This is a genomic window from Gracilibacillus suaedae, from assembly GCF_017599345.1.
Lineage (GTDB): Bacteria > Bacillota > Bacilli > Bacillales > Amphibacillaceae > Gracilibacillus > Gracilibacillus suaedae.
In genome coordinates this window covers 191,500-214,240 of sequence record NZ_JAGFVL010000062.1, presented here as the reverse complement: position 1 = coordinate 214,240, position 22,741 = coordinate 191,500, and the positions used below count along the sequence as shown (strand labels likewise).

The window sequence follows — 22,741 nt, the reverse complement described above, 5'->3', positions numbered from 1 at the left end:
AGTTGGAGCAAAAAGATATATAACTGTAATTTCAATGAAACAAGTTGTAATGTGTATACAAAATTGTTTACGTTGTTTACATTGACGCACACACGTTGTTACACCAACTTGTAAACAACTTTGTAAACATGCAAATGTGTTTGCATACTTAACGTTTACAATTTGTACACTTGTAAACTGAAATGTTTATGTAAAGAAAAATGGAAAGGACCTAATATGATGAGGAACGAAAAAGACCACATTTTTCATTAAAGTGGTCTTTTTCAATGCTATTTAACATGTGTTTTCAAAAACGAAAGAGGTACCATTTAGTAACGTTAAGGTGATACATTATCTTCAAAAGCTTCAAGGTTTGTAAGTGCTCTTTTTAATTCGTGCTGACATTCTTCTACACGTAGTTGAGCATGAAATAGCGGTTCCGTCGAGGTACCACTTCCATTGATCGCTTTGCCGCGAGCTTCTTGAATTTGTCCTTGTACTTCTTGTAGCTGTTGTTGCAGATCTTTAATTACTTCGATATCAGCTGAATTTCTCGCATCACGAGTTGCTTCTTCTAAGTCATAAGAAATTTTAGAAAGCTGTTCCATTTCATGTCCGTTTTGTATCGGCATGTTTAATTCCTCCCTATTCACAGTACTTCTTTTACTTTTTGCAAAAAGCTGAGAAATACTCATAAGTTGGAGAAATAATAGATTACCTTATGATCTTGTCTCTTCCTTCTCTAGTGGTTGATATATCTGATCAGAAAAAATCGGTAAAGCAAAATAAAAAGTTGTCCCTTTCTGCTCCTTACTTTCGACCCATAAGCGACCATTATGACAAAGAATAATTTCTTCGCTAATAGCAAGACCCAGTCCATTTCCTTGCCCCCTACTCTTGGTATAATACCGGTCAAATACATAGGGAATATCCGATTTGGAGATTCCGGCCCCTTCATCTTTCACAGCGAAAATAACCTCCTTTGCATCAGAAATAGTTAAAGCTATTTCAATTGCACCTATATCGGTATGTTTAATGGCATTGGAAACTAAATTCGTCATGACTTGCTCCAGTCGCGACACATCTACTTCTACTAATGGATATTCATCGATAACATCTACCTCCATTCGCTGGTCAAACTCAAGACCAGCCTGTCGAATTTCTAATGTGAACATATTACAGAAATGATCGTATAATTGATCGACAGGAATGGCTTCCATTGTAAAATTCATGTTTCCTGATTCCAGTTTTGATAAGTCAAATAAATCCTTAATAAGCTTATTCAAACCGTCCATTCTATTTTTTATGATTTGTAAATATTCCGTTTGTTTTACAGGATCATCGACTAATCCATCTAATAATGCACTGACATAACCTTGAACGACCGCAACTGGTGACTGCAGGTCATGTGATACATTTGAGAGCAAATGCTTCATTTTCTCTTTAGAATTGTTCAACTGCTGGTTGACCTCCGTTAATTGTTGATTGGTTTCATTTAATAATGCTGTTCGTTTACGGACCTTTTCTTCTAAATCGGCATAAAGATAAGCATTAACAATCGACACTGCCGCTTGTGATGTAATAAATGTTAATAAACTTAATCGCTCATGAGTAAAAACATGTGTAGATTGATTGTTTTCCATATACAAAACAGCTACAAGTCTATCTTGATTAACAATCGGAAGACACAAAACCGATTTTGCTTGTGTTTCTTGGATATAGCGATTTTCAATAAACGGCCCCTGTTCTACTGCATGATCTAACACAACCGCTTCCCTGCTATTCACTACATAATGAACGATCGCTGATGATACACGAGCATGACTTTCTAATGGTTGTGGCTGCTTATATATTTCAACATCTCCGTTCGTATGATTATAAGCCATTATTTCGAGTTTATTTTCTTCAAGTAACAGAAAAGATACATGCTCTGCTCCAGCATAAGTTAAAACTATATCCATTAATCGACTAATTAACTGATTTAATACTACTTCACTTGAAATGACCCGAGCCGCTTCAAAAACTGCTTTTGTATCTAAACTATCCTTCGTATTGTAGTTATTGGTGTGACTTGTGTTGATTTGTAGTAACAAATCTGGATATGTCTGCTTGATTTGTTCTGCGATATGCACTGCTCCCCAATTCATATAACCGTTATACGCTTCTGTCACATAGGACTTGGCGGTTTTCGGGAACTGTTTTGCTAGATAAAAGTTTGCCGCACAGTGATTGGCGATCGCTACATCTTGAAGGAACCCATTTTCTTCAGCATTTTCTATTGCTTGATGATAGTTATCTATTGCTTGGCTATCACCTCCAATAAGTTTTTGATATTCCGCACGAATTAATAAATACTTGTGCAAATAATTAGTTGGAGAGTGCTTTGCCCATTTTTTAAGTTTCTTCAAGTTAGATCTTAACTTGCTCAAACCACTTCTTCTTGTTATCTCGACATTTTCGATTAACTTTACAAGCCATAATGAATGGTACAAAAAGTATTCGGGAGCAACGATTAATACCATCGTGTTATCCACGAGTGGCTCCAGTTCACCCATTAGTGACATTGCGATAGAGCGTCGGTTGAATAGATAAGTCATCTGTAAACGAGTCGTTTTATGAATGATTGCTGCTGACTTATCATCTGTAAAGTCGGAAAACTTCCATATAGGGTCTTTATCAGGTGAGGACAGCGCAGCAATCCAATCCGATAATTCACTTAAATAATCATTAGAAATCGCATATTCATGTTTCTTTGCAAATGTTAACTGTCTTTCGATTCCTTCCTTAACCTGTTCTAAGTTATCTCCCTTAAGATACTGCGTCAAGCCAATGAATGCACCAGTAGCACCAGCTAAATGCAAATTACCTGATTCGATACAAAGCTGCTGTGATTTCTCTAAAAATTCTAAACTATAGCGGATAGGCTTTATCCAATGGTTAACAAAAGAGCCAAACACAAAGTACACACGTGCTTGTAAGGCATGATCTCCAGATCTTTCTACATGTTGAATCGCAAGCTTTCCAAACTGATAGCTTCCTTGGTAATCACCAAACCCTGCACTTAGTGTCAGTGCATAATTGTTGTAAACAAGTGCTGCTAGATCCATATCACCATATTTCAAGATTAAACGGAGCGCTCGCAGCATCAAAATCGTTGCTAAATTTTGATCAAAATGATAAGCCGGCGCATTGGAGTTAATAAGGGTTCGCATAATTAGCTTTTGATCTTCATCTGTTACGGGAGGGAGCTTGAGTAAATCTTCTTCCCGTTTGTTCGCTAAAGCAAGCTTTGTTAACAAATATTCCTTTGCTACCAGCGCTTTATTCGGGTTATCCTTTAATTCAATACCATATAACCGCAAACCATCAAGCCCTGAATAGGTCGCTTGTTTCACCTCATGTATATGGGTGTACAATGTTATTTTTAAATTGTAAATATACAACTTCTCTTGTGATGTTTTTGCTTTTAGTAATGTTTCTTCAAAAACGTCTTCTGCTTCATCAAAAAACTGATTAAGGTACAATGATTCGCCGTATCCCACCATAACAGAATACGTCTCCTCATAATCACTCTCCCACTTATCCGGAGGTAATAATTGAAAAGCATTCTGATAAAATGTTAATGCTGATTTAAATGCTGCTGCACGCTTTGCTTGTTCGCCAGCCATTCGATTCCATTTGATTAAATCGCTGTGTTGACCTTTAGTTAGCCGAGATTGACAGAGATTTAAATGGTTCACAATCGAAAAGATGTGTTCCTCCATTTCTTCAGTTGTCAAATGACTAATTAATTCTTCTGCGATCAATAAATGACTTTGCTCGCGCTCTTCTGTAGACATCGATGTATAAAGTGCTTGTTGAATCTTATCGTGTAAAAACCGGTAATTTGGTGGGTTTTCGTCTAGTAGCTGTTCATTTTCATTTGGATAGACCCATTTATAACGGGCATCCATCGGCAGGATAACCCCTTCTTCTAATCCATTCCATAATTGATTAGCTGTTGTTACATAGTTCTTCCCAGCAATTGTTGCCAATAATTTAAGATTAAACTGACTTCCTATACAAGCAGCCAATTGTAGTAGCTTTTTCGTTTCCGCTCGTAACGTATTGATCTGCTTCATAATAAAATCAATCATGGAATCTTTCATCGGAATCTGTTTCAATGTGCTAAGGTTAATTTGCCAAGTCGCTGTGTTTAAATCAAAATGGATCATTTTCTCTTGATTCAACAATTGTAATAACTGAATAATAAAAAAAGGATTTCCTTTTGTAATACGATAAATGAACTCAACCAATGGTTCGGCATCACTTGCTTCAAGAGCAAGGATTTCCTCTACCCACTTTTCGATATGGGCTTTTGCTAAGGGATGGACAGGAATAGTAGATACCTGTACTTCTGTTTGATTAATTTGATTGACGAATACCTCAAACGGATGTCCAATCGACACTTCATTATCACGATAAGCGCCGATAATTAGTAAATTTCTTTTATCTGGATTTGTTAGGAGATGCTTCATTAAATCAATAGACGCACTATCTGCCCATTGTAAATCATCAATAAACAATACAAGTGGATGGTTCTCCGTAGCAAACACCTCAACGAACTTTCTAACCGCTAACATGAAACGGTTATGCACGCCTTGCGGTGGTAGGTCAGATCCTTCTTGCTGCTTCCCAATCAACCATTCTATTTCGGGGATAAAATTCGCGATCACCCAAGAATTATTGGCTAGTGAATGATTCAGTTTTTCTCTCCACTTTTGAATGCTTTCCGCATCCTCCGATAAGATTTGCCTTATTAAAGATCGAAAAGCTTCAATAATTGGTGCGTAAGGGATATGCTTCTGATATTGAACAAACTTACCAGTAATAAAATATCCTTGTTTGTTTAATAATGGGCGATGTAGTTTATGAACCAATGCCGTCTTCCCTATTCCAGACGGACCTGGTAGAAGTACTAGTGCAGGCTTGCCATGTTGTACATGCTCGAACTTGCTAATTAGCTCCTTCAGTTCACCATCTCTGCCATAAAGTTTATTTGGCTTCTCAAGCATAGGGCTTGCATCATGCTCTCCTAATGCAAATAAATCTAAGTGATTATTTGAATAAAAAGCATGTGAATATTTTTCTAGATCTTTTTTTAATCCGTAAGTACTTTGATACCTCTGTTCCGGCATTTTAGCAAGTAATTTCATAATGATATTAGATATATTTTCAGGTATTGTTGGATTAACTTCATGAGGATGAATCGCCGTTTGCGCCAGATGTGCATGAATCACTTCAACCGGGTCCTTCGCTTGAAATGGAAGACGTCCAGTTGCTATTTGATAGAACAAAACACCTAACGAATATAAATCGGAACGATAATCAATTGGTCGATTCATTCTACCCGTTTGCTCAGGAGATACATAACTAACTTCTTCAATCTGATAAGGTGTTAAGTCGGCTTGCGGCATTTCTCTGGAAAGCATCGTCGACTGATGAAAGCCTGTTAATTTTAATTGATCACTATCTGGGTCGTATAAAATATGATCTGGTTGAATCGATTTATGAATAATATTGTTTTGATGAACAGATGCAAGGATGGTAGTTAACTTACTCGCGATTTTCAGAAATTTGCTGATATCAAAGACTTGATTACCTCTTAACCAGTCTGTTAAACGTTGTCCTTCAAAAAACTCCATCACCAAATAAGGTTGTTCTTTACTTTTCTCTATGACCACTGGTTTAAGAACTCCATAAAGTTCTGTATCAGATAGCATATAATACTCATGAATTAATTCAGCTTTTGATTGAGGGTGTACTTTATTATAGATAGTCTTGATCAAAACTTCTTCCCCACTGAGGTTGGAAACGGCTTTATATAATATCCATGAATTTGAAGCAATAATCGTATCATGTAGTTGATAACTTGATAATTTTTTCATCATCTATCATCCTATTTTTTGAAATTTTAAGTTATTTTTAACCAAATTTTAGCTCTTTTTTAAAATCGATCCTTATACTTTGGATGACGAGTACGAAAGGGGGATACATATGCAAGATACAAAGAAACAAAATCATCAGAATAAACAGGAAGTAGATAAGGAATGGTTGATACTACTAGCTTTCGCCAAACAAAATGGATTTACTGTACAAGAAGTAAAACAATTTTTACGAGAAAAGAAGAAGATCGATTAAGGTTCTCCGATTCGATTAAATTTATAACCAATCCCGCGGACTGTTTCGATATATTTAGGTTGATTAGTATTCGTTTCTAACTTTTTTCTTAGATTACTAATATGTACCATCACTGTCCGATAATCTCCTAAACTAGTTTCATCCCAGATCAACTCAAACAATTTCTCTACACTGAATACTCTTTCAGGATTCTGCGCTAACAAACATAAAATTTGAAACTCCTTTGCCGATAAGCGCAATGATTTGTTATTTAACTTCACAACAGCACTGTCAAGATTAATTTCTAAGCCTGGGTATTCAATTATATTTGACTCTTTCTCCAGCTTTTCATTTTGCTTGTCAGGATACGACAGCTTCCGATACCGACGTAAATGGGCCTTTATTTTAGCGATTAATACTGGTGAACTGGTCGTTTTCTCAATAAAATCATCACCACCAACACCTAATCCCAAAATCTTATCCATATCACCTTGTTTGGAGCTAAGGAAAATAATAGGTATATCTATTATTTTCCTTATTTCCTGGCAAAGCTCATATCCGTCTAATTTAGGCATCATTACGTCTAAAATAATTAAATCCGGCGTTTCCCGTTCGACCATTGCCAGCGCTTCTATCCCATCTTCAGCAGACAACACTCGATAACCATTTTCTTTCAAATATAATTCCAGTATGTTACGCATATCTGCATCATCGTCTACGATTAAAATCTTTTCACTAGCCAACCATTCATCCCCCTCACTTAAACTTTCGATTTTTTTCTGCTCGCCATACCCGCATATATCATTAGTACTTTTGGGTAATATAAGCTACCTTAAAATGGTACTTTTCTATTAGTATACCAAAGGTTTTGCTGAGAACAACACTTATAATATATTTATTACCATTTTTTCCATTAATTCTATAGGGAAAATATACTATCTAACTTTGAAAATCACTATAATAAAAATATGTTTAATTTTTAAAGAATTACCTTTAACTTTTATGGTTAAAGATTTCCCATAAACAAGCTACAATGTTAGTTGGGAAGGAGGTTTACCATCATTTTGTAAGCGTTTTATTATTTGTTATAAATTTTGATATGGAGGAATTCAAAATATGAACAGGCATTTTAAAAGACTTATTTCATTATTTCTCGTAACGATTTTGGTCATCCCATCTGGTTGGATTACACCAGTTGCAGAAGCGGCGACTGAAGATATTCCGGTTCTTCTCTATCACCGTGTCGTTGAAAATCCCACCGAAGAATGGACGGACACTAGCACTGATAAGTTTGAAAAGACGATGAAATATCTCCATGACAATGGTTATAATACCCTTACCGCAGAGCAATATATTAGCATCATGGAAGGAGAAGAGGATGCTCCTGAAAATCCAATTTTGTTAACCTTTGATGATGCAACTCCAGATTTTATCAACAATACACTTCCTATCCTAGACGATTTTAATATGAATGCTGTTCTATTTGTTATCTCTGATTGGATTGATGATGACTACAGCATGTCCGAAGAACAATTACTTAGTTTAGCGGATAAACCTAATGTTAGTATTCAAAACCATAGCTTCGATCACAATGAAGCTGTATGGGGAAATGATGATGGCAGTAATAGTATGATCACAAAAGAAGATGCTGAACATCAAATTGCTGAAGCTAACACTTATCTAAAAAGTATTACCGGTCAAGATCCTACGCTTATGGCTTACCCATATGGTAGCTATAACGACGAGGCAAAAAAAGCAAATGAAGAACAAGGCATGAAGTATGCATTTAAAGTAGGCTATCCTAATGATGGAGATTATGCAATGGGACGTCATTATGTCATGATGGATACGACTTTAGAGGAAATTGCGAATTGGGTTGGTGGTCCGGCGCCAACCCCTGTCGAAGAACAAGACGAACACCCAGAAGAAATCGTTTACCAGGAATCCTTTGCAGATGGGCAAGGTCTAGCAAGACAATCTGGTGAAGCTAGTCTTACTACCGTGACAGATAAAGCGTTTGAAGGAAATGATGATGGTACTGCTTTATACGTAAGCAACCGTAGTAATGATTACGATGCAGTAGATTTTTCTTTTGACGAACTTGGTTTAGAAGATGGCAAGACCTATACAGCTACTGTCACTGGTTATGTTGATCGTGACGAATCTATTTCTAACGGGGCACAAGCAGTTCTTTCTACTGTCGATAGTTATACTTGGCTATCCAATATCGATTTCGTTGCTGGGGAAAGCTTCACATTGAATGGAGAATTCACGGTTAATACCGAATCAGATACAAGCTTAAGAGTTCAATCTAGTGCTGAAGGGGCGACTGTTCCGTTTTATGTTGGTGAAATTGTTATTACAGAACAATCATCCGATGATAATGATAAGCCAGATGAAGACAGACCAGCTGCTAAAGAGTTCACACCTATTACATTTGAAGATGAGACTACTGGCGGTTTTGAGGCTAGAGGTGAAGAGGAAGTTCTAACCGTAACCGATGAAGCAAACCATACAGAAGATGGAACTTTCGCGTTAAAAGTAGAAAACCGATCTGAAAACTGGCATGGTCCATCCTTACGTGTAGAAGAGTTTGTAGACCAAGGTAAAGAATACCGAATCTCTGCTTGGGTTAAGTTGATCTCACCGGATAGTTCTCAGTTACAATTGTCTACTCAAGTAGGTGACGGAGATGGTACTAATTACAACAACCTACACGAAGAGACGATCACAACAGCAGACGGTTGGGTGCAATTAGAAGGGACTTATCGCTATGACAGTGTTGGTGGTGAATATTTATCCATCTATGTAGAAAGCTCCAATAACAGTACAGCTTCATTCTATATTGATGATATAACATTTGAGCCGACGGGTTCTGACGATGTCGCAGTGGAAAAAGACTTAACTCCGATCAAAGATGTATACGAAGATGATTTCTTAATTGGAAATGCAGTTTCTTCCGGAGAATTCGAAGGCACTAGACTTGAGCTACTTCAAATGCATCATAACCTCGTTACAGCAGAAAATGCCATGAAACCAGGTTATGCTTATAACGATGATCGAGAATTTGATTTCGAAGCAGAAGATGCGCTTGTCGAAAGAGCATTAGAAGAAGATTTTGACGTACATGGTCACGTGCTTGTTTGGCACCAACAATCAGATGAATGGTTGCATTCTGACGAAAACGGTAATCCGTTAAGTCGGGAAGAAGCACTTGCAAATTTAAGAAATCATGTCCAAACAACAGTCGAACACTTCGGGGATGACGTTATTTCTTGGGATGTGGTCAATGAAGCAATGATTGATAACCCGCCAAATCCGTCAGATTGGAAAGCATCTCTACGTCAATCAGGTTGGTATCATGCTATCGGTGAGGATTATGTAGAACAATCCTTCCGTGCAGCAAAAGAAGTCATTGATGAAAATGGCTGGGATATTAAGCTTTATTACAATGATTACAATGATGACAATCAAAACAAAGCAGAAGCCATTTACCAGATGGTGAAAGAAATTAATGAGGAATATGCAGCAGAAAATAACGGCGAATTGCTTATTGATGGTATTGGCATGCAAGGACACTACAATTTAAACACCAATCCAGAAAATGTAAGACGCTCATTAGAAAAGTTTATTTCTCTCGGCGTCGAAGTTGGTGTGACAGAGCTTGACATCACGGCTGGAAGTGACAATGAGCTAACAGAACAACAAGCAATTGCACAAGGTTATCTATATGCACAATTATTCCAAATCTATAAAGAACATGCGGAACATATCTCACGGATTACATTCTGGGGGCTGAACGATGCGACAAGCTGGAGAGCAGAACAAAGTCCATTATTGTTTAATAGAAACTTGCAAGCAAAACCAGCATACTATGCTGTGATCGACCCTGATACATTTATTGCTGAACACGAGGTAGAGGAACCAGAAGCGAATCATTCTATAGCTTCATTTGGAACTCCTGAAATCGATGGGTCAATAGATAATGTTTGGAACGATGCAACAGAGTTGCCAGTTAATCGTTATCAAATGGCTTGGCAAGGAGCAAACGGAACAGCAAAGGCTTTGTGGGATGACGAAAACCTGTATGTTTTGGTTCAAGTAAGTGACTCGGATCTTGACGATACAAACGAAAATGCATGGGAACAAGATTCCATTGAAGTATTTGTGGATGAAAACAACGCTAAGACATCGTTCTATGAAGATGGAGACGGACAATATAGAGTGAACTTTAACAATGAAACCTCCTTCAACCCGGAAAGCATTGCTAGTGGATTTGAATCGGCAACTGAGGTTTCAAATGATGGTTACACCGTAGAAGTAAAGATACCTTTTAAAACGATTAGTCCTGCTGATACGACGAAGATTGGTTTTGATGTACAAATTAATGACGCAAAAGACGGCGCCCGTGAAAGTGTTGCAACATGGAACGACACAACTGGAGCCGGATATCAAGATACATCCGTATTCGGTATTTTAACATTGGAAGATGCAAGAGGCCCTACACCTGACCCAGAAGATCCAGAAAAGCCAGGTTCTGATAATCCAAAACCTGAAAAACCAAAACAAGTCGTAATCAAACCAGTAGTCGAAGACAAACAAGCAACGATTCATGACGAAGATATTAATCAGGTGAAACAAGAAGACGAGTTAGTCATCAATCTAAGAAATCATGACTCTTCTATCACTGTTTCATTTACTAGTGATCAAGTGAAACAGTTAAAGCAACAAAATGCTAGCATCACCATTAACATGAAAGATGTAACCATCCAATTGCCAGCCCCCATATTTACTAATGGAGATCAAGCTGTCGATTTTGACATCAAAAAAATGAAAGATATAGAAGATGCGTTAAGCACAGTCTATGACTTTACCATTTTCCAAGGTGACGAAGAAATCAGTCAGTTTGATTCGGAGGTTACTCTTTCATTTAAAGTTAATCAAGACAAAATAAAAGACCCTAACCATGTAAAATTGTTCTACTGGAACACAGATACGGAGAAATGGGAACTCATCGGTGGAGAATACAAAGATGGAGTAGTGACAGCAGAAACGGATCACTTCAGTACTTTTGCCATATTTGAGATAGAAAACGAAGAGGAAACCAGTGGAAACAAGGAGAAAACTGAGGGAGACGCTAATGAAGAAAATGAATTGCCTGATACCGCTACTAGCACATTTAATTATTTCCTAGCAGGATTCATTATCCTATTTGTTGGTGGAATCTTCCTCTTCTATAATAAGAGAAGAAAAGCGTAAATGAAATGGGGGACTGATGAAATAGCATCAGTCCCCCATTTCATTTACTCGCATAGTCCGCTAAGTTTTCTGGCAACTTTTATGATTTACTGGCAACTTCGGCTGGTTTTCTGGCAACTTTTTATGATTTACTGGCAACTTCAGCTAGTTTTCTGGCAACTTTTTATGATTTACTGGCAACTTCAGCTAGTTTTCTGGCAACTTTTCCAAATTTATTAATGTATAAGAAAAATGCCGGTGATTTCCATAAGAAATCCGGCATTCAAATTTTTCAATTAACTACTTTTTGATTCTGCACCGTTAATCGGGCCATTGACGGTTAGCCCAAGTGCCTCTTCTGTTTCCGTATGAATTTCCCGGAACATTTCAGGATTTTCTGCTAACGACACACCATAGGATGGAACCATTTCTTTTATTTTCGGTTCCCATTCTTTTATATGTTGTGGGAAACATCTTTGCAATAGCTCCAGCATAACTTGTACTGCGGTAGATGCACCTGGAGATGCACCGAGCAATGCGGCTATCGAGCCATCTTGAGCACAGACAACTTCTGTTCCAAATTGAAGTGTTCCTTTACCGCCTGCTTCTGTATCTTTAATAACCTGTACACGTTGACCAGCTACGACTATGTCCCAGTCCTCACTTTTAGCATTCGGAATAAATTCACGCAATTCTTCCATGCGTTGTTCTTTCGATGACAGCACTTGTTGGATCAGATATTTCGTTAATGCCAGCTCTTTTGCCCCTGCTGATAACATGGTTAAGACATTACTCGGTTTGACTGAACCAAGCAAATCAAAATTAGAACCGGTTTTTAGAAATTTTGGTGAGAAACCAGCATAAGGTCCAAACAGTAATGATTTTTTGTTATCGATGAATCTGGTATCAAGGTGCGGGACAGACATTGGCGGGGCACCTACCTTAGCTTTACCGTATACCTTTCCATGATGCTTCTCTACGACATCCGGATTGTTACATACCATAAATAGTCCGCTTACCGGGAAGCCTCCAATATTTTTGGATTCTGGAATACCAGTTTTTTGTAGTAAAGGCAGACTTCCACCACCCCCACCAATAAAAATAAACTTTGCAGTATGGAACTCTAATTTATCGTTAGCAAGATCATGCACCTTTACTTCCCAGGAACCATCACTGGTTCTTTTAATATCTTCCACACTATGCTTATAATTCACTTCCACGCCTGTTTCCTCTAAGTGGTCGAACAATTTACGTGTTAAAGCACCGAAGTTTACGTCCGTTCCTGAGTCAATTTTGGTTGCTGCAATTGGCTGATCTTGTGTACGGTCTTCCATAATAAGTGGAATCCATTCCTTCAGTTTCTCAGGATCATCAGAAAATTCCATATCTTGAAAAAGTGGAATATTTGATAACGCTTCAAAACGTTTTTGCAAAAAAGCTACATTCTCTTCCCCTTGAACTAAACTCATATGGGGTATTGGCATGATAAAATCTTGTGGATTTTCAATCAGATTGCTTTTAACTAGATAAGACCAAAACTGTCTGGAAACTTGAAACTGTTCATTAACTCTTACAGCTTTGGTAGTGTCGATAGATCCATCGGCTTTTTCCGTTGTATAGTTAAGCTCGCATAGCGCAGCATGTCCAGTACCGGCATTATTCCATTCGTTGGAGCTTTCTTCTCCAGCATTATCAAGCTTCTCAAATACTTTTATATCCCATTCTGGTGCTAATTCTTTTAACATTGATCCCAAAGTCGCACTCATAACTCCAGCACCAATTAAAATAACATCTGATTTTTTCTGTACGTTGCTCATTAAAACCTTCCTTTCCTGATCCCTAAACTGCAAAAAAAGAGTAGGCTCTCCTGCTTTGGTGTAACAAAAAGTAAGGCATTATTCAGGAACAACCCAGTCCTTTCCAATGATAACCATTTATAGTCTATTATATTTTTTGAAATCTCTACTATCATCTAATAATTATAAACTATTTAAGGTTGGAAAAAAAGTAAGAATAATGTCACAAACATCCTGGAAATAAATCTGTTTAATTCTAAAGTAACAACAAATACTTATAAAGTGAGACTATGATCAGAGTGTTAGCGTCTGCTATCCCTACACGTACCCTTGTGTTTACTGAAAGTTTGAAGTGGAAGGCTGACAGACGGTTAGCACCGAGATAAAAAGGACTGCAAATCAAATATTTAACTTTTCTATCTTAAAGCTTTAAAATGTAACATATAGAAAATTGGAAAGGGTGAAGTAAATGAAAGTATTAGTTGTAGGTGCTAATGGCCAGATTGGAAAACACTTGGTAAGATTCATCCAAGATGAAGATAATCTTGAAGCAAAGGCAATGATTCGCAAAGAAGAACAAGCTGCTTACTTTGAAGATTTAGGAGCTGAGGTTGCTTTGGTGGATCTTGAAGATGATATTGATGGAATTGCTAAAGCTGCAGAAGGAGTAGACGCGATGGTATTCACAGCAGGCTCTGGACCACATACAGGTAAAGACAAAACCCTTATGATCGATCTAGATGGTGCTGTTAAAACTATTGAAGCAGCAAAGCAAGCTAATGTGAAGCGTTACGTAATGATCAGTTCATTTGATACCAGTCGTGAAGCAATCCAATCCGCTCCGGAGGGTTTTGCACCATATGTGGTTGCGAAGCATTATGCAGATGAATGGCTGACATCCACTGATTTAGACTATACGATTATTCACCCTGGTGGATTAACCAATGATCCAGGCAAAAACCAAGTGGAACTGGCTGAAAAAGTGGAAAGAGGCCAAGTTCCGCGAGAAGACATTGCACGGGTGATTGTAGCTAGTTTGAACAATGACTCAACGATTGGAAAGAGATTTCAAGTTGTGACAGGGAATACACCTGTTGAAGATGCGGTTAAATCCATCTAAATATGTCTATTTCCAAGGCCGATTTCACCTCATTGGTGAAATCGGCCTGTTTTCTTCAAGTTAAATCCTCCTACCATCATCTCTGTATAACCCACAAGTATATTATGCAAAATCCGTAACTGAATTTAAAATACCAAGAAACGAGTCGATTGTTGTTTACTTATAATTACTTTAAGATGAATAAATTTCGCATAGCTTGTCTCCTATCTTGCATATATATAGATAAACAACTGATAAGGAGGGCTATTGATGTTAAAGAATATTTCATCACATCAACTTATTCGATATCTAGTTGGCTATGTGTTTATCGCTTCTGCTCTAATGAAATTAGTTGTCGCAGATTTTACTGGTGCTTTTGCTAATTATGGTATTCCCTATCCTGAAGCAGCAGTATTAATCATTGGTATTTCCGAATTAGCGTGTGCTGGATTGATCATTTTTAATTACTATGTGAAACAGGCAACGATTCTATTAATTGGAATTATGGTCGCCGCCATTTTTCTAACTAAAGTACCTGTCCTTGAGTCCGGTCTATTCGAGTTTGCATTTGAAGCAAGATTAGATATTGTCATGCTTTTCCTACTCTATATTCTTTGGAAACACTAGTGCATTCTTAAAAGGCTGCCAGAAATTCCGGCAGCCTTCACTTATTTACTGATTGGTCACATGGACATCCATTTGTGGATATGGAATTGAAATATTCTCTTGATCAAATTTCGTCTTTACTTGTTCTAATATATCAAAATGGACATCCCAGTAATCCTCTGCGTTCACCCAAACTCTTACCGTATATTCTACTGCACTATCACCATGTGAAGATAAACGGATAAACGGTTCTGGGTCTTGAAGAACAGCTGAGTGACTGTTCACAACACTTTCTAACGATTGTAATACATGTTGCGTATCTGCTTCATACCCAACGCCGAAAGTAAAATCAACTCGACGGGTGCTATTTACAGAATAATTTACAATTCCTGCATTAGATAAACTTCCATTCGGAATAAAAATTACTTTATTATCAGGTGTAATCAATTCTGTATACAAGATTTGAATCGCCTTAACGGTTCCGCCATATCCGCCCCCTTCAATATAGTCTCCAACACGAAAAGGACGTAACGTAAGTAACAAAACGCCTCCAGCGAAATTGGCTAACGAACCTTGGAAAGCTAGACCTACAGCTAAACCTGCTGCACCAATAACTGCAACAAACGAAGCCATTGGGACTTCTAATATTCCAATAACAGTTATAACAAGTAAAACTTTTAGAATTGCACTAATTACGGATAACAAGAAAGGCTTTAAACTTTCATCTAATTTTGATTTTTCCATTCGGCTACCTATTATTTTGGTAATCAATTTAATAATAGGAAACCCAACAATTAATGTTATAATGGCAAATACTAGTCTTGTTCCATAATCTACTACTAAAGTCATCCAATCCATCATATCTTCCTTTCTATCATTTTTACTACCAAAATATCATACCACAATATGATTCGTATGACATAAAAGTCTTTATGACTATTTATAAAAAAATAGGTTTTATTCCGCGAAAACATGATTCCCAATTTGTGTGATAGTTTGACGAGTGAAAATCCATTCATCTGTCGCTTTTTCAGGATTATAATAATAGGTTGTACCTTCTGTTGGGTCGTAACCATTCAACGCTTCAATCACCGCTTGATAAGCATCCATATCCGGTTGCAGATAATATTGACCATCCAGAACTGCTGTAAAGGCATTTTCCTGAAAAATTACACGTTGAATGGTGTTGGGAAATTCAGTAGAGTTCCTTCGATTTAAAATAACTGCTGCTACCGCTACCTTTCCCTGGTATGATTCCCCTCTTGCTTCACCATTTACTACCTTTGCCATCATCTCGACATTGTCAATTTGATTTCGGGTCTTTGTCCCAACAACACCATCAACCCAGAGATTTGTTTCATATTGAAAATCTTTTACTGCTCTTTCCGTTAAATTTCCATAATAACCAGTTGGCTCCGTATGTAAATATCCCATTCTAAATAATTTGCCTTGAATATCATATACTTCTTGTCCTGAACTACCATAATCTAAATTAGTCGTAGCTTGAACCTTCGTATCTTCACCGACAAATAAAAATACTGCGATCAAAAATAAAACACTACTAACCATCGTTTTCTTCATTTACCTCGTACCTCCTAAACAGGTTATTTGAATTTGAGATAGAAAGATGTTCTGTACAAATATGCCTTCTCTCCTATACTCTTTGTCTAACATAGTCAGGGAAAGTAATATAACTATACCCACTTATAAGCAATTAAAACACAAATTAACTTATTAATTCTATCGAGTACCTGTGCTCTTTGATATATATAAATAATCCGTTTATCTTTTGTTAGAAATTAAAACTTATTATATGAATCTATTACTTAAATTTTGGAAAGAATAATAGTGTACTAATTTTTTAGGCTATATGAATAATCAGGGGGCTATCCAATGGACTTTATTCAAATCATTCTCAAATTAGTGACAGGTTTCTTTTTACTTCTTTTATTAATCAGAATTACTGGCCCGAAATTAATTGACCAATTTACTCCTTTTCATTTTATATCTGCTGTTGTTTTAAGTGAATTGTTAGGAAATGCCATTTATGAAGAGAATGTCCCTATTATTTATATTTTCTTTACTTTACTAATATGGGGGATTTTATTGTTTCTAGTAGAATATATTGGTCAGAAATCTATGTTTTATAGAGAACAATTTGAAGGGAAACCTTCTGTCGTTATTCGAGATGGTCAAATTGACTTTGACGAGTTAAAGAAAAGTCGTATGAACCTTAACCAATTACAAAGTTTACTTCGACAAAGTGAAATTTTTTCGATTCGCGAAGTTGCCTTTGCTCTGATCGAACCTAATGGCTCCATAAGTGTATTAAAAAAGACACCATATCAAAAAACTACTTTACAAGACTTTAATATGCCTCCACAGCCTGTTTATCTCCCTGTAACACTAATTAAGGATGGCGAAATTATTAAAGAACATTTAAAGGAACTAAACAAAGACGAGCAATGGTTACAAAGCCAATTATTAGCCCATAATATAAGCAAAACAGAAGACGCACTATTTGCTGAATGGCTAGAGAATGATGGTTTATTTGTTGTTTCGTACAAACAATTAAGATAACAACGTTTTAACATTCATAAGCGCATAAATATATTACAATTGCAACTAATTAGGAATGATATTAGCTGTACTCTAGTGGGGTTTTTTTGAACATACGCAAGAAAAGAGGCCGGGACATAACTAAATAGGAAGAACGAGAATCCGAACAATCTGAAACTAAGCGTAGGCAAAATACGTAGACTCCTGTGGGAATAGCACGAGCTGAAGATCCACTGTGTGAAGTGTTCTTCTTCACACAGTTAGCTAAAGCCGTGCCCACGGAAAGCGAAGTGTTTTGCCGAAGCGATATGTGCATTCAGGCATTAATGTTCGGATTTTTCCTATCTAATTACTCTTTTGTCCCAGCCTCTTTTTTCATTCGTACTATTCATCCATCGTAATCACGATCTTCCCAACAGCATGATGGGTTTCACTTAATGCATGGGCATCATGAACACCTTGTTGTGTTAAAGGGAAGGTCCTGCCTACTATACTTTTCATTTTCTTCTCTTGCAGTAAATCAGCTAACTTACTAAGTTGTTTGCCTTCTGGTTGAAGCCATATCCCCTTAACCTCAACATTTTTCTCTTTTGCTTTTTCCTGATCTGGTGCGCCTACCACAGTCATAAGTCGCCCACTATTTTCTTTCAGGACATCAAAACTATTAAGTTGTACATCGCCACCCATCGTATCTAATACAAGATCAATATCTTGTACTACATCTCTGAAATCAGTGGTACGATAATCAATCACTTCATCAGCACCTAGTGATCGAAGCAGTTCATGATTCTTTTCACTTGCTGTTGTATATACATACGCACCTGCTTCTTTGGCTAATTGGATTGCATACGTTCCGACTCCACCTGCACCAGCATGGATTAACACTTTCTCGCCTGCTTTTAGGTGTCCATGATCAAACAATCCTTGATAGGCCGTCATCCCCGCTAACGGTACTGCCGCAGCCTCTTCAAAGGATATATTGTCTGGTTTTTTGGCTAATAAATGATCATCCACCATAGTATATTCCGCATATGTTCCAAAACGTGTTGTTTCTGGACGGGCAAACACTTCATCACCTTCTTGCCAATCCGTTACTGCTGATCCAACTGCTTCGATCACTCCCGCAACATCCCAACCGAGAATAATCGGAAATTTCCAATCAAACATTTGTTGTAAATACCCTTCACGAAGCTTCCAGTCGATCGGGTTAATAGAAGTTGCTTTTTCACGTACTAATACCTGATGTTCCCCAAGTTCCGGCAATGTAACTCTACCTTCTTCTAATACATCTTTACTGCCATATTTATTAATAATCACGGCTCTTGTTTCCATAATGATTCACCCCTTTTTATTATTCAGAGTCATTCAGTCTGAGATGGATATAATACCACTTTTAGTATGACCATGAGAAATATTCTGATTCTATGAATGTGCTGGATGGTGTTTCATGCTTTCTTTCGTTTCATGCTTAACCGTATATAACAGTGTTAATCCGCTAGCTAATAACAGGAAGCTGCTAAAATAAAAGACAATAGAAATAGTATACAAGCCAGCAATCCAACCACCAACCACTGGACCGATAATATTACCTAAAAAGCGAATGCTAGTATTATAACCTAACACTTCACCTTGAATATTTAATGGTGTTACTTGGCGAATATAAGCAGTTCTTATCGGAATTACACCACCAATTGCCATACCTAATAGGAATCTAACAATAACTAATTGCCAAATATTATCAACCAAAGCCCCCGGAATGAAAAATACGGCTGACAACATCAACAGTACAATTAAGACCTTTTCATAACCAATACGATCTCCTAATTTACCCCAATTTCGTGACATGAAGAGATTTCCAAGCCCTGCCGCTGAAAATGCAAGTCCTGAAAAGAAAGCAATACTATTAGCTCCATGTATTTCATCTACATATAAAGATAAAATCGGTTGAATACTAAAGTTTGCAACTTGGACAAACATTGATACTACCATCACCACAACAAGTATTGGATTACTGGTAATATGTTTAATTACTTCTATAGACGAGTAGCTTGAACTTTCTGTCTTCGGTATTTCAAATTTGTTCTCCTTCACGCCAAGTACTACCAACAAAGCAGCGATAAATAATGTTACTGATGTCAATTGGAAAGTTGCAGCATAGCCAATCGTATCCGCTAATACCCCGCCAAACAACGGGCCTAATAAACTGCCTGTTACATTTCCTGTTTGTAATGTACCAAGTACTTTACCAGCAATATGCTTTGGTGTTTGAGTTGAAATAAAGGCTTGTGACATCGAAATAAAGCCAGTGAAAAATCCCATAAACATACGTAAGATAAAAAGCTGTGAGACATTTGTTACAAAGCCCATTAGTAACACACTAATTCCTAAACCAAAACCTGCAATGATTAAAAATGTTTTACGACCATGTTTATCACCAAATCTCCCCCATATTGGTGAGACAATAAATGCAATTAAAAATGTAATAGCAAATACCCAACCAGACCATTTTTGCACATAGCCATCGGTATAATTGCCTAATGTTCCAATATATAAAGAAAGAAATGGGATCACCATCGTCATACTTGCTGCAATAAAAAAGTTCGCAAACCACATAATGGACAGATTACGCTTTGCTAGTTGCTCTTGATTTAAAATAATAATCCCTTCTTCTATTTATTTCGTCTCTCTAAATATTATGATACTCCTATTATGAATAAAGGGAAAACACTATGCACTCTAACTGTATAATTCACAATATTGTGGCAATTCTATACAGGAACGAAAACCATTTTTTAGTAGCAGATGTCAATTATTAGCTCATAGCCTAGTTCTATAGATGCAAACTTTTGCATACCAAGCTAAATTTATTGTCAATCTAACAAGTCAGATATTATCATTTATAGCGAGTCTAGTTATTAAGAACTAAAAAAAGGAGTGGATATCCATGAGTAAAGTTGCGATTATCACCGGTGGCGGTAGTGGATTAGGACAATCTACCGCATATCGATTAGCACAAGAAGGTGTAAATATTACAATAGCTGATGTAGATGAACAAGGTGGCAACGAAACCGTCGAAAAATTAAAAGAAATCGGAGTAGATGCGATCTTTGTTAAAGCAGATGTTGCTAAAGCAGAAGATGTAAAGCGATATGTAGATCAAACGGTTGAACATTTCGGTACAATTGATTATTTCTTCAACAATGCTGGCATCTCTGGAAGTGGTGAATACTTCCTAAATACAGAGGTTTCAGAAATTGAACAGATTGTCGGAATCAATCTATTAGGAGCTCTATATGGTGTACGATATGTAGCTGAGATCATGCTTAAAAATGGTGGAGGGTCGATTGTTAATACTTCTTCAAGTGCAGGTGTGACTGGTCAAGATTCGGTTGTTACCTATTCTGCAACGAAGCACGGTATTGTCGGTCTAACCAAAAGTATGGTTGCCGAATATGCCAAAGATGGATTACGTGTAAACGCAATTGCTCCAGGTCCAACAGAAACACCCATGGTCAAGGAATTTTATGAAGCAAACCCTAAAATGAAAGAAAATGCAACGGGCGGTATTCCTCAAAAGCGTCTTGGTACACCTGAGGAAGTAGCGGAACTAGTTACGTTCTTACTAACGTCCAAAGCACAGTATATTAATGGTGAAGTAATTCGCATTGATGGCGGATTTACCAATACTAAATAGAGACAGAATATGAGCATGAAGGTTACGTCTGTAATCCCTGCTTCAACTTTCTTGTTTTACTTGAAACTTGAAGTGGGGACTACACCGTGATGATTATACTAGAAAGGAGTAACTACATGAACCATATAGAAGCTTTTATAACATCGATACCTTATATTAAATCAATCATGCGTGAAGAAATTATGATCACCGTTTTTGATCACGAGAAATATTTGTTCTACTCACCTAGCTCAGAATTGGATTTCGGACATAAGCCAGGTGATCCCTTACCAGAAGGTTACTTGAATTATGCGATGGTCAATAAGGAAGGTACCACCGTTGTACCTGTCCCAGCAGAGGAATTCGGAATACCTTTTGATAGTATTTCGATTCCGGTCAAAAATGATGATGGTGACATGATAGGTGCAATTAATGCCGCCGTGAGTACCAAAAAGAAAGAGGTTTTACATAGTATTATTGAATCCGTCGAAAAGATTGCCGATTCCTTAACAGAAAGAGTAAATGACATTGCTCAAAACGCAGAAAGTTTAACGGATAAAACAGCAACTATGCAAGAGCAAACGAACAACACAGTAGAATATTCTAGCAACATTAAAGATATTGCTGGCACTATCAACAATATTAGTGAGCAAACAAACTTACTTGGACTAAATGCATCCATTGAGGCAGCTCGGGTTGGTAGTGCAGGGGCAGGATTTGGTGTAGTAGCGGAAGAAATTCGCAAACTTTCGAATAATTCTAAGTCTGCTACTGGGCAAATTGAAGAAACACTACAGAATATCACCAATTCCTTAACCGAATTGCAAAACGATTACCAAGAAATTTCTAATACATCTCAAAAAGAAGCAGAGCTTGTCCATGAATTTATTAATCAAGTAAACGAATTAAAAGCAACCTCTGATAAATTAAAAGATTATATGAAAGATAGTTTGATTCACTCGCAATAACCTAATATAGGACACCAAGTGGATCTTCAGCTCCCGCTGTCCTACAGGAGTCTCCGTATTATGATTATGCCTCCGCTAAGGGAATTGTCTATCTTTTGAAAATTCATTTGAGCAAGTAATCGCTACGAATGAGGAAGAATTATAAGAGTGGCTCAAGTGCGTTAGCTTTTGCGGTAGCGCACTTTTGCTATCATCTCACCTTTTCCTTTGCCATCAAAAGAAAAAGCGAGATGAGTAAAAATGCGCACAATGCTAGAAATGGAATCGTAATAAAACCAAACCAGTTTATGTACATCCCATTACACGGTACACTCTCACTGCAATGAGAAAGAGAACGAAAGAAAGTGGTTTTTTGGTCAAGGTAATGGAAAATACTTAACCCAATACCTAATAAGCTGAATGGTAGCACATAGATTTTTACACGATAGTCATTGTAATAAGCGGCTATGCCAAGAATGATAGAGAGTGGATACATCAAGATTCTAGAAAACCAGCATAATTTACAAGGTGTAAAATGCAGGATTTCACTAAAAAACAAGCTGCCTATTGTTGCGATAACCGAGACCATCCAGGCAATATAGATAAAATACTGTTTCATTGGCGATTACATCCTTACCCATGGTTTTAATCCCATTATAGATTTCTATGTAAGATTTGACCTTAA

16 protein-coding genes are annotated in these 22,741 nt (G+C 37.2%); 7 read left to right on the top strand and 9 right to left on the bottom strand.

The window, feature by feature from the left end; all coding sequences use genetic code 11:
• Positions 1-317 precede the first annotated feature (317 nt).
• Together J5J03_RS19545 and J5J03_RS19540 are read right to left on the bottom strand one after the other, a co-directional pair.
• Positions 318-611, bottom strand: coding sequence for a hypothetical protein (locus J5J03_RS19545; protein WP_208592045.1), 294 nt, complete (start codon positions 609-611; stop codon positions 318-320).
• An 87-nt stretch (positions 612-698) separates the two neighbouring features.
• On the bottom strand, positions 699-5,906 hold the full coding sequence (locus J5J03_RS19540) for an ATP-binding sensor histidine kinase (RefSeq protein WP_208592044.1): 5,208 nt from the start codon (positions 5,904-5,906) through the stop codon (positions 699-701).
• Between the two features lie 109 nt (positions 5,907-6,015).
• Here J5J03_RS19540 and J5J03_RS19535 point away from each other — a divergent pair, with 109 nt between their 5' ends.
• The gene (locus J5J03_RS19535; protein WP_208592043.1) at positions 6,016-6,159 is read left to right on the top strand and encodes a hypothetical protein; all 144 of its coding nucleotides are present in this window, start codon (positions 6,016-6,018) and stop codon (positions 6,157-6,159) included.
• On the opposite strand, the gene J5J03_RS19530 is transcribed toward J5J03_RS19535, so the two are convergent.
• Positions 6,156-6,881 (bottom strand): response regulator transcription factor, encoded by a 726-nt coding sequence (locus J5J03_RS19530; RefSeq protein WP_208592042.1) that lies wholly within the window; start codon positions 6,879-6,881, stop codon positions 6,156-6,158. The two genes, J5J03_RS19535 and J5J03_RS19530, sit on opposite strands and share 4 nt — an antisense overlap.
• Before the next feature lie 373 nt (positions 6,882-7,254).
• Between J5J03_RS19530 and J5J03_RS19525 the strand changes: the two genes are divergently transcribed.
• The gene (locus J5J03_RS19525) at positions 7,255-11,397 is read left to right on the top strand and encodes an endo-1,4-beta-xylanase (RefSeq protein ID WP_208592041.1); all 4,143 of its coding nucleotides are present in this window, start codon (positions 7,255-7,257) and stop codon (positions 11,395-11,397) included.
• Between the two features lie 275 nt (positions 11,398-11,672).
• On the opposite strand, the gene J5J03_RS19520 is transcribed toward J5J03_RS19525, so the two are convergent.
• Positions 11,673-13,226 (bottom strand): malate:quinone oxidoreductase, encoded by a 1,554-nt coding sequence (locus J5J03_RS19520; RefSeq protein WP_269435858.1) that lies wholly within the window; start codon positions 13,224-13,226, stop codon positions 11,673-11,675.
• A gap of 415 nt (positions 13,227-13,641) precedes the next feature.
• Here J5J03_RS19520 and J5J03_RS19515 point away from each other — a divergent pair, with 415 nt between their 5' ends.
• The gene (locus J5J03_RS19515) at positions 13,642-14,292 is read left to right on the top strand and encodes an SDR family oxidoreductase (RefSeq protein WP_208592039.1); all 651 of its coding nucleotides are present in this window, start codon (positions 13,642-13,644) and stop codon (positions 14,290-14,292) included.
• 249 nt (positions 14,293-14,541) lie between these two features.
• Positions 14,542-14,898 (top strand): DoxX family protein, encoded by a 357-nt coding sequence (locus J5J03_RS19510; RefSeq protein ID WP_208592038.1) that lies wholly within the window; start codon positions 14,542-14,544, stop codon positions 14,896-14,898.
• Between the two features lie 45 nt (positions 14,899-14,943).
• Here J5J03_RS19510 and J5J03_RS19505 read toward each other — a convergent pair whose 3' ends face one another.
• On the bottom strand, positions 14,944-15,735 hold the full coding sequence (locus J5J03_RS19505; protein WP_208592037.1) for a mechanosensitive ion channel family protein: 792 nt from the start codon (positions 15,733-15,735) through the stop codon (positions 14,944-14,946).
• 99 nt (positions 15,736-15,834) lie between these two features.
• Positions 15,835-16,458 (bottom strand): cell wall hydrolase, encoded by a 624-nt coding sequence (locus tag J5J03_RS19500; RefSeq protein WP_231710844.1) that lies wholly within the window; start codon positions 16,456-16,458, stop codon positions 15,835-15,837.
• Between the two features lie 312 nt (positions 16,459-16,770).
• Here J5J03_RS19500 and J5J03_RS19495 point away from each other — a divergent pair, with 312 nt between their 5' ends.
• Positions 16,771-17,457, top strand: a complete 687-nt coding sequence (locus J5J03_RS19495) for a DUF421 domain-containing protein (protein ID WP_208592036.1) — start codon at positions 16,771-16,773, stop codon at positions 17,455-17,457.
• Positions 17,458-17,820: 363 nt separating this feature from the next.
• On the opposite strand, the gene J5J03_RS19490 is transcribed toward J5J03_RS19495, so the two are convergent.
• Together J5J03_RS19490 and J5J03_RS19485 are read right to left on the bottom strand one after the other, a co-directional pair.
• Complete coding sequence (locus tag J5J03_RS19490; protein ID WP_208592035.1) at positions 17,821-18,768, bottom strand: NADP-dependent oxidoreductase; 948 nt, start codon at positions 18,766-18,768, stop codon at positions 17,821-17,823.
• Between the two features lie 90 nt (positions 18,769-18,858).
• Positions 18,859-20,049 (bottom strand): MFS transporter, encoded by a 1,191-nt coding sequence (locus J5J03_RS19485; RefSeq protein WP_208592034.1) that lies wholly within the window; start codon positions 20,047-20,049, stop codon positions 18,859-18,861.
• Between the two features lie 331 nt (positions 20,050-20,380).
• Here J5J03_RS19485 and J5J03_RS19480 point away from each other — a divergent pair, with 331 nt between their 5' ends.
• Together J5J03_RS19480 and J5J03_RS19475 are read left to right on the top strand one after the other, a co-directional pair.
• On the top strand, positions 20,381-21,130 hold the full coding sequence (locus J5J03_RS19480; RefSeq protein WP_208592033.1) for an SDR family NAD(P)-dependent oxidoreductase: 750 nt from the start codon (positions 20,381-20,383) through the stop codon (positions 21,128-21,130).
• A 116-nt stretch (positions 21,131-21,246) separates the two neighbouring features.
• Positions 21,247-22,077 (top strand): methyl-accepting chemotaxis protein, encoded by an 831-nt coding sequence (locus tag J5J03_RS19475; RefSeq protein WP_208592032.1) that lies wholly within the window; start codon positions 21,247-21,249, stop codon positions 22,075-22,077.
• Between the two features lie 190 nt (positions 22,078-22,267).
• On the opposite strand, the gene J5J03_RS19470 is transcribed toward J5J03_RS19475, so the two are convergent.
• Positions 22,268-22,675, bottom strand: a complete 408-nt coding sequence (locus tag J5J03_RS19470; protein WP_208592031.1) for a disulfide oxidoreductase — start codon at positions 22,673-22,675, stop codon at positions 22,268-22,270.
• Positions 22,676-22,741: the final 66 nt, after the last annotated feature.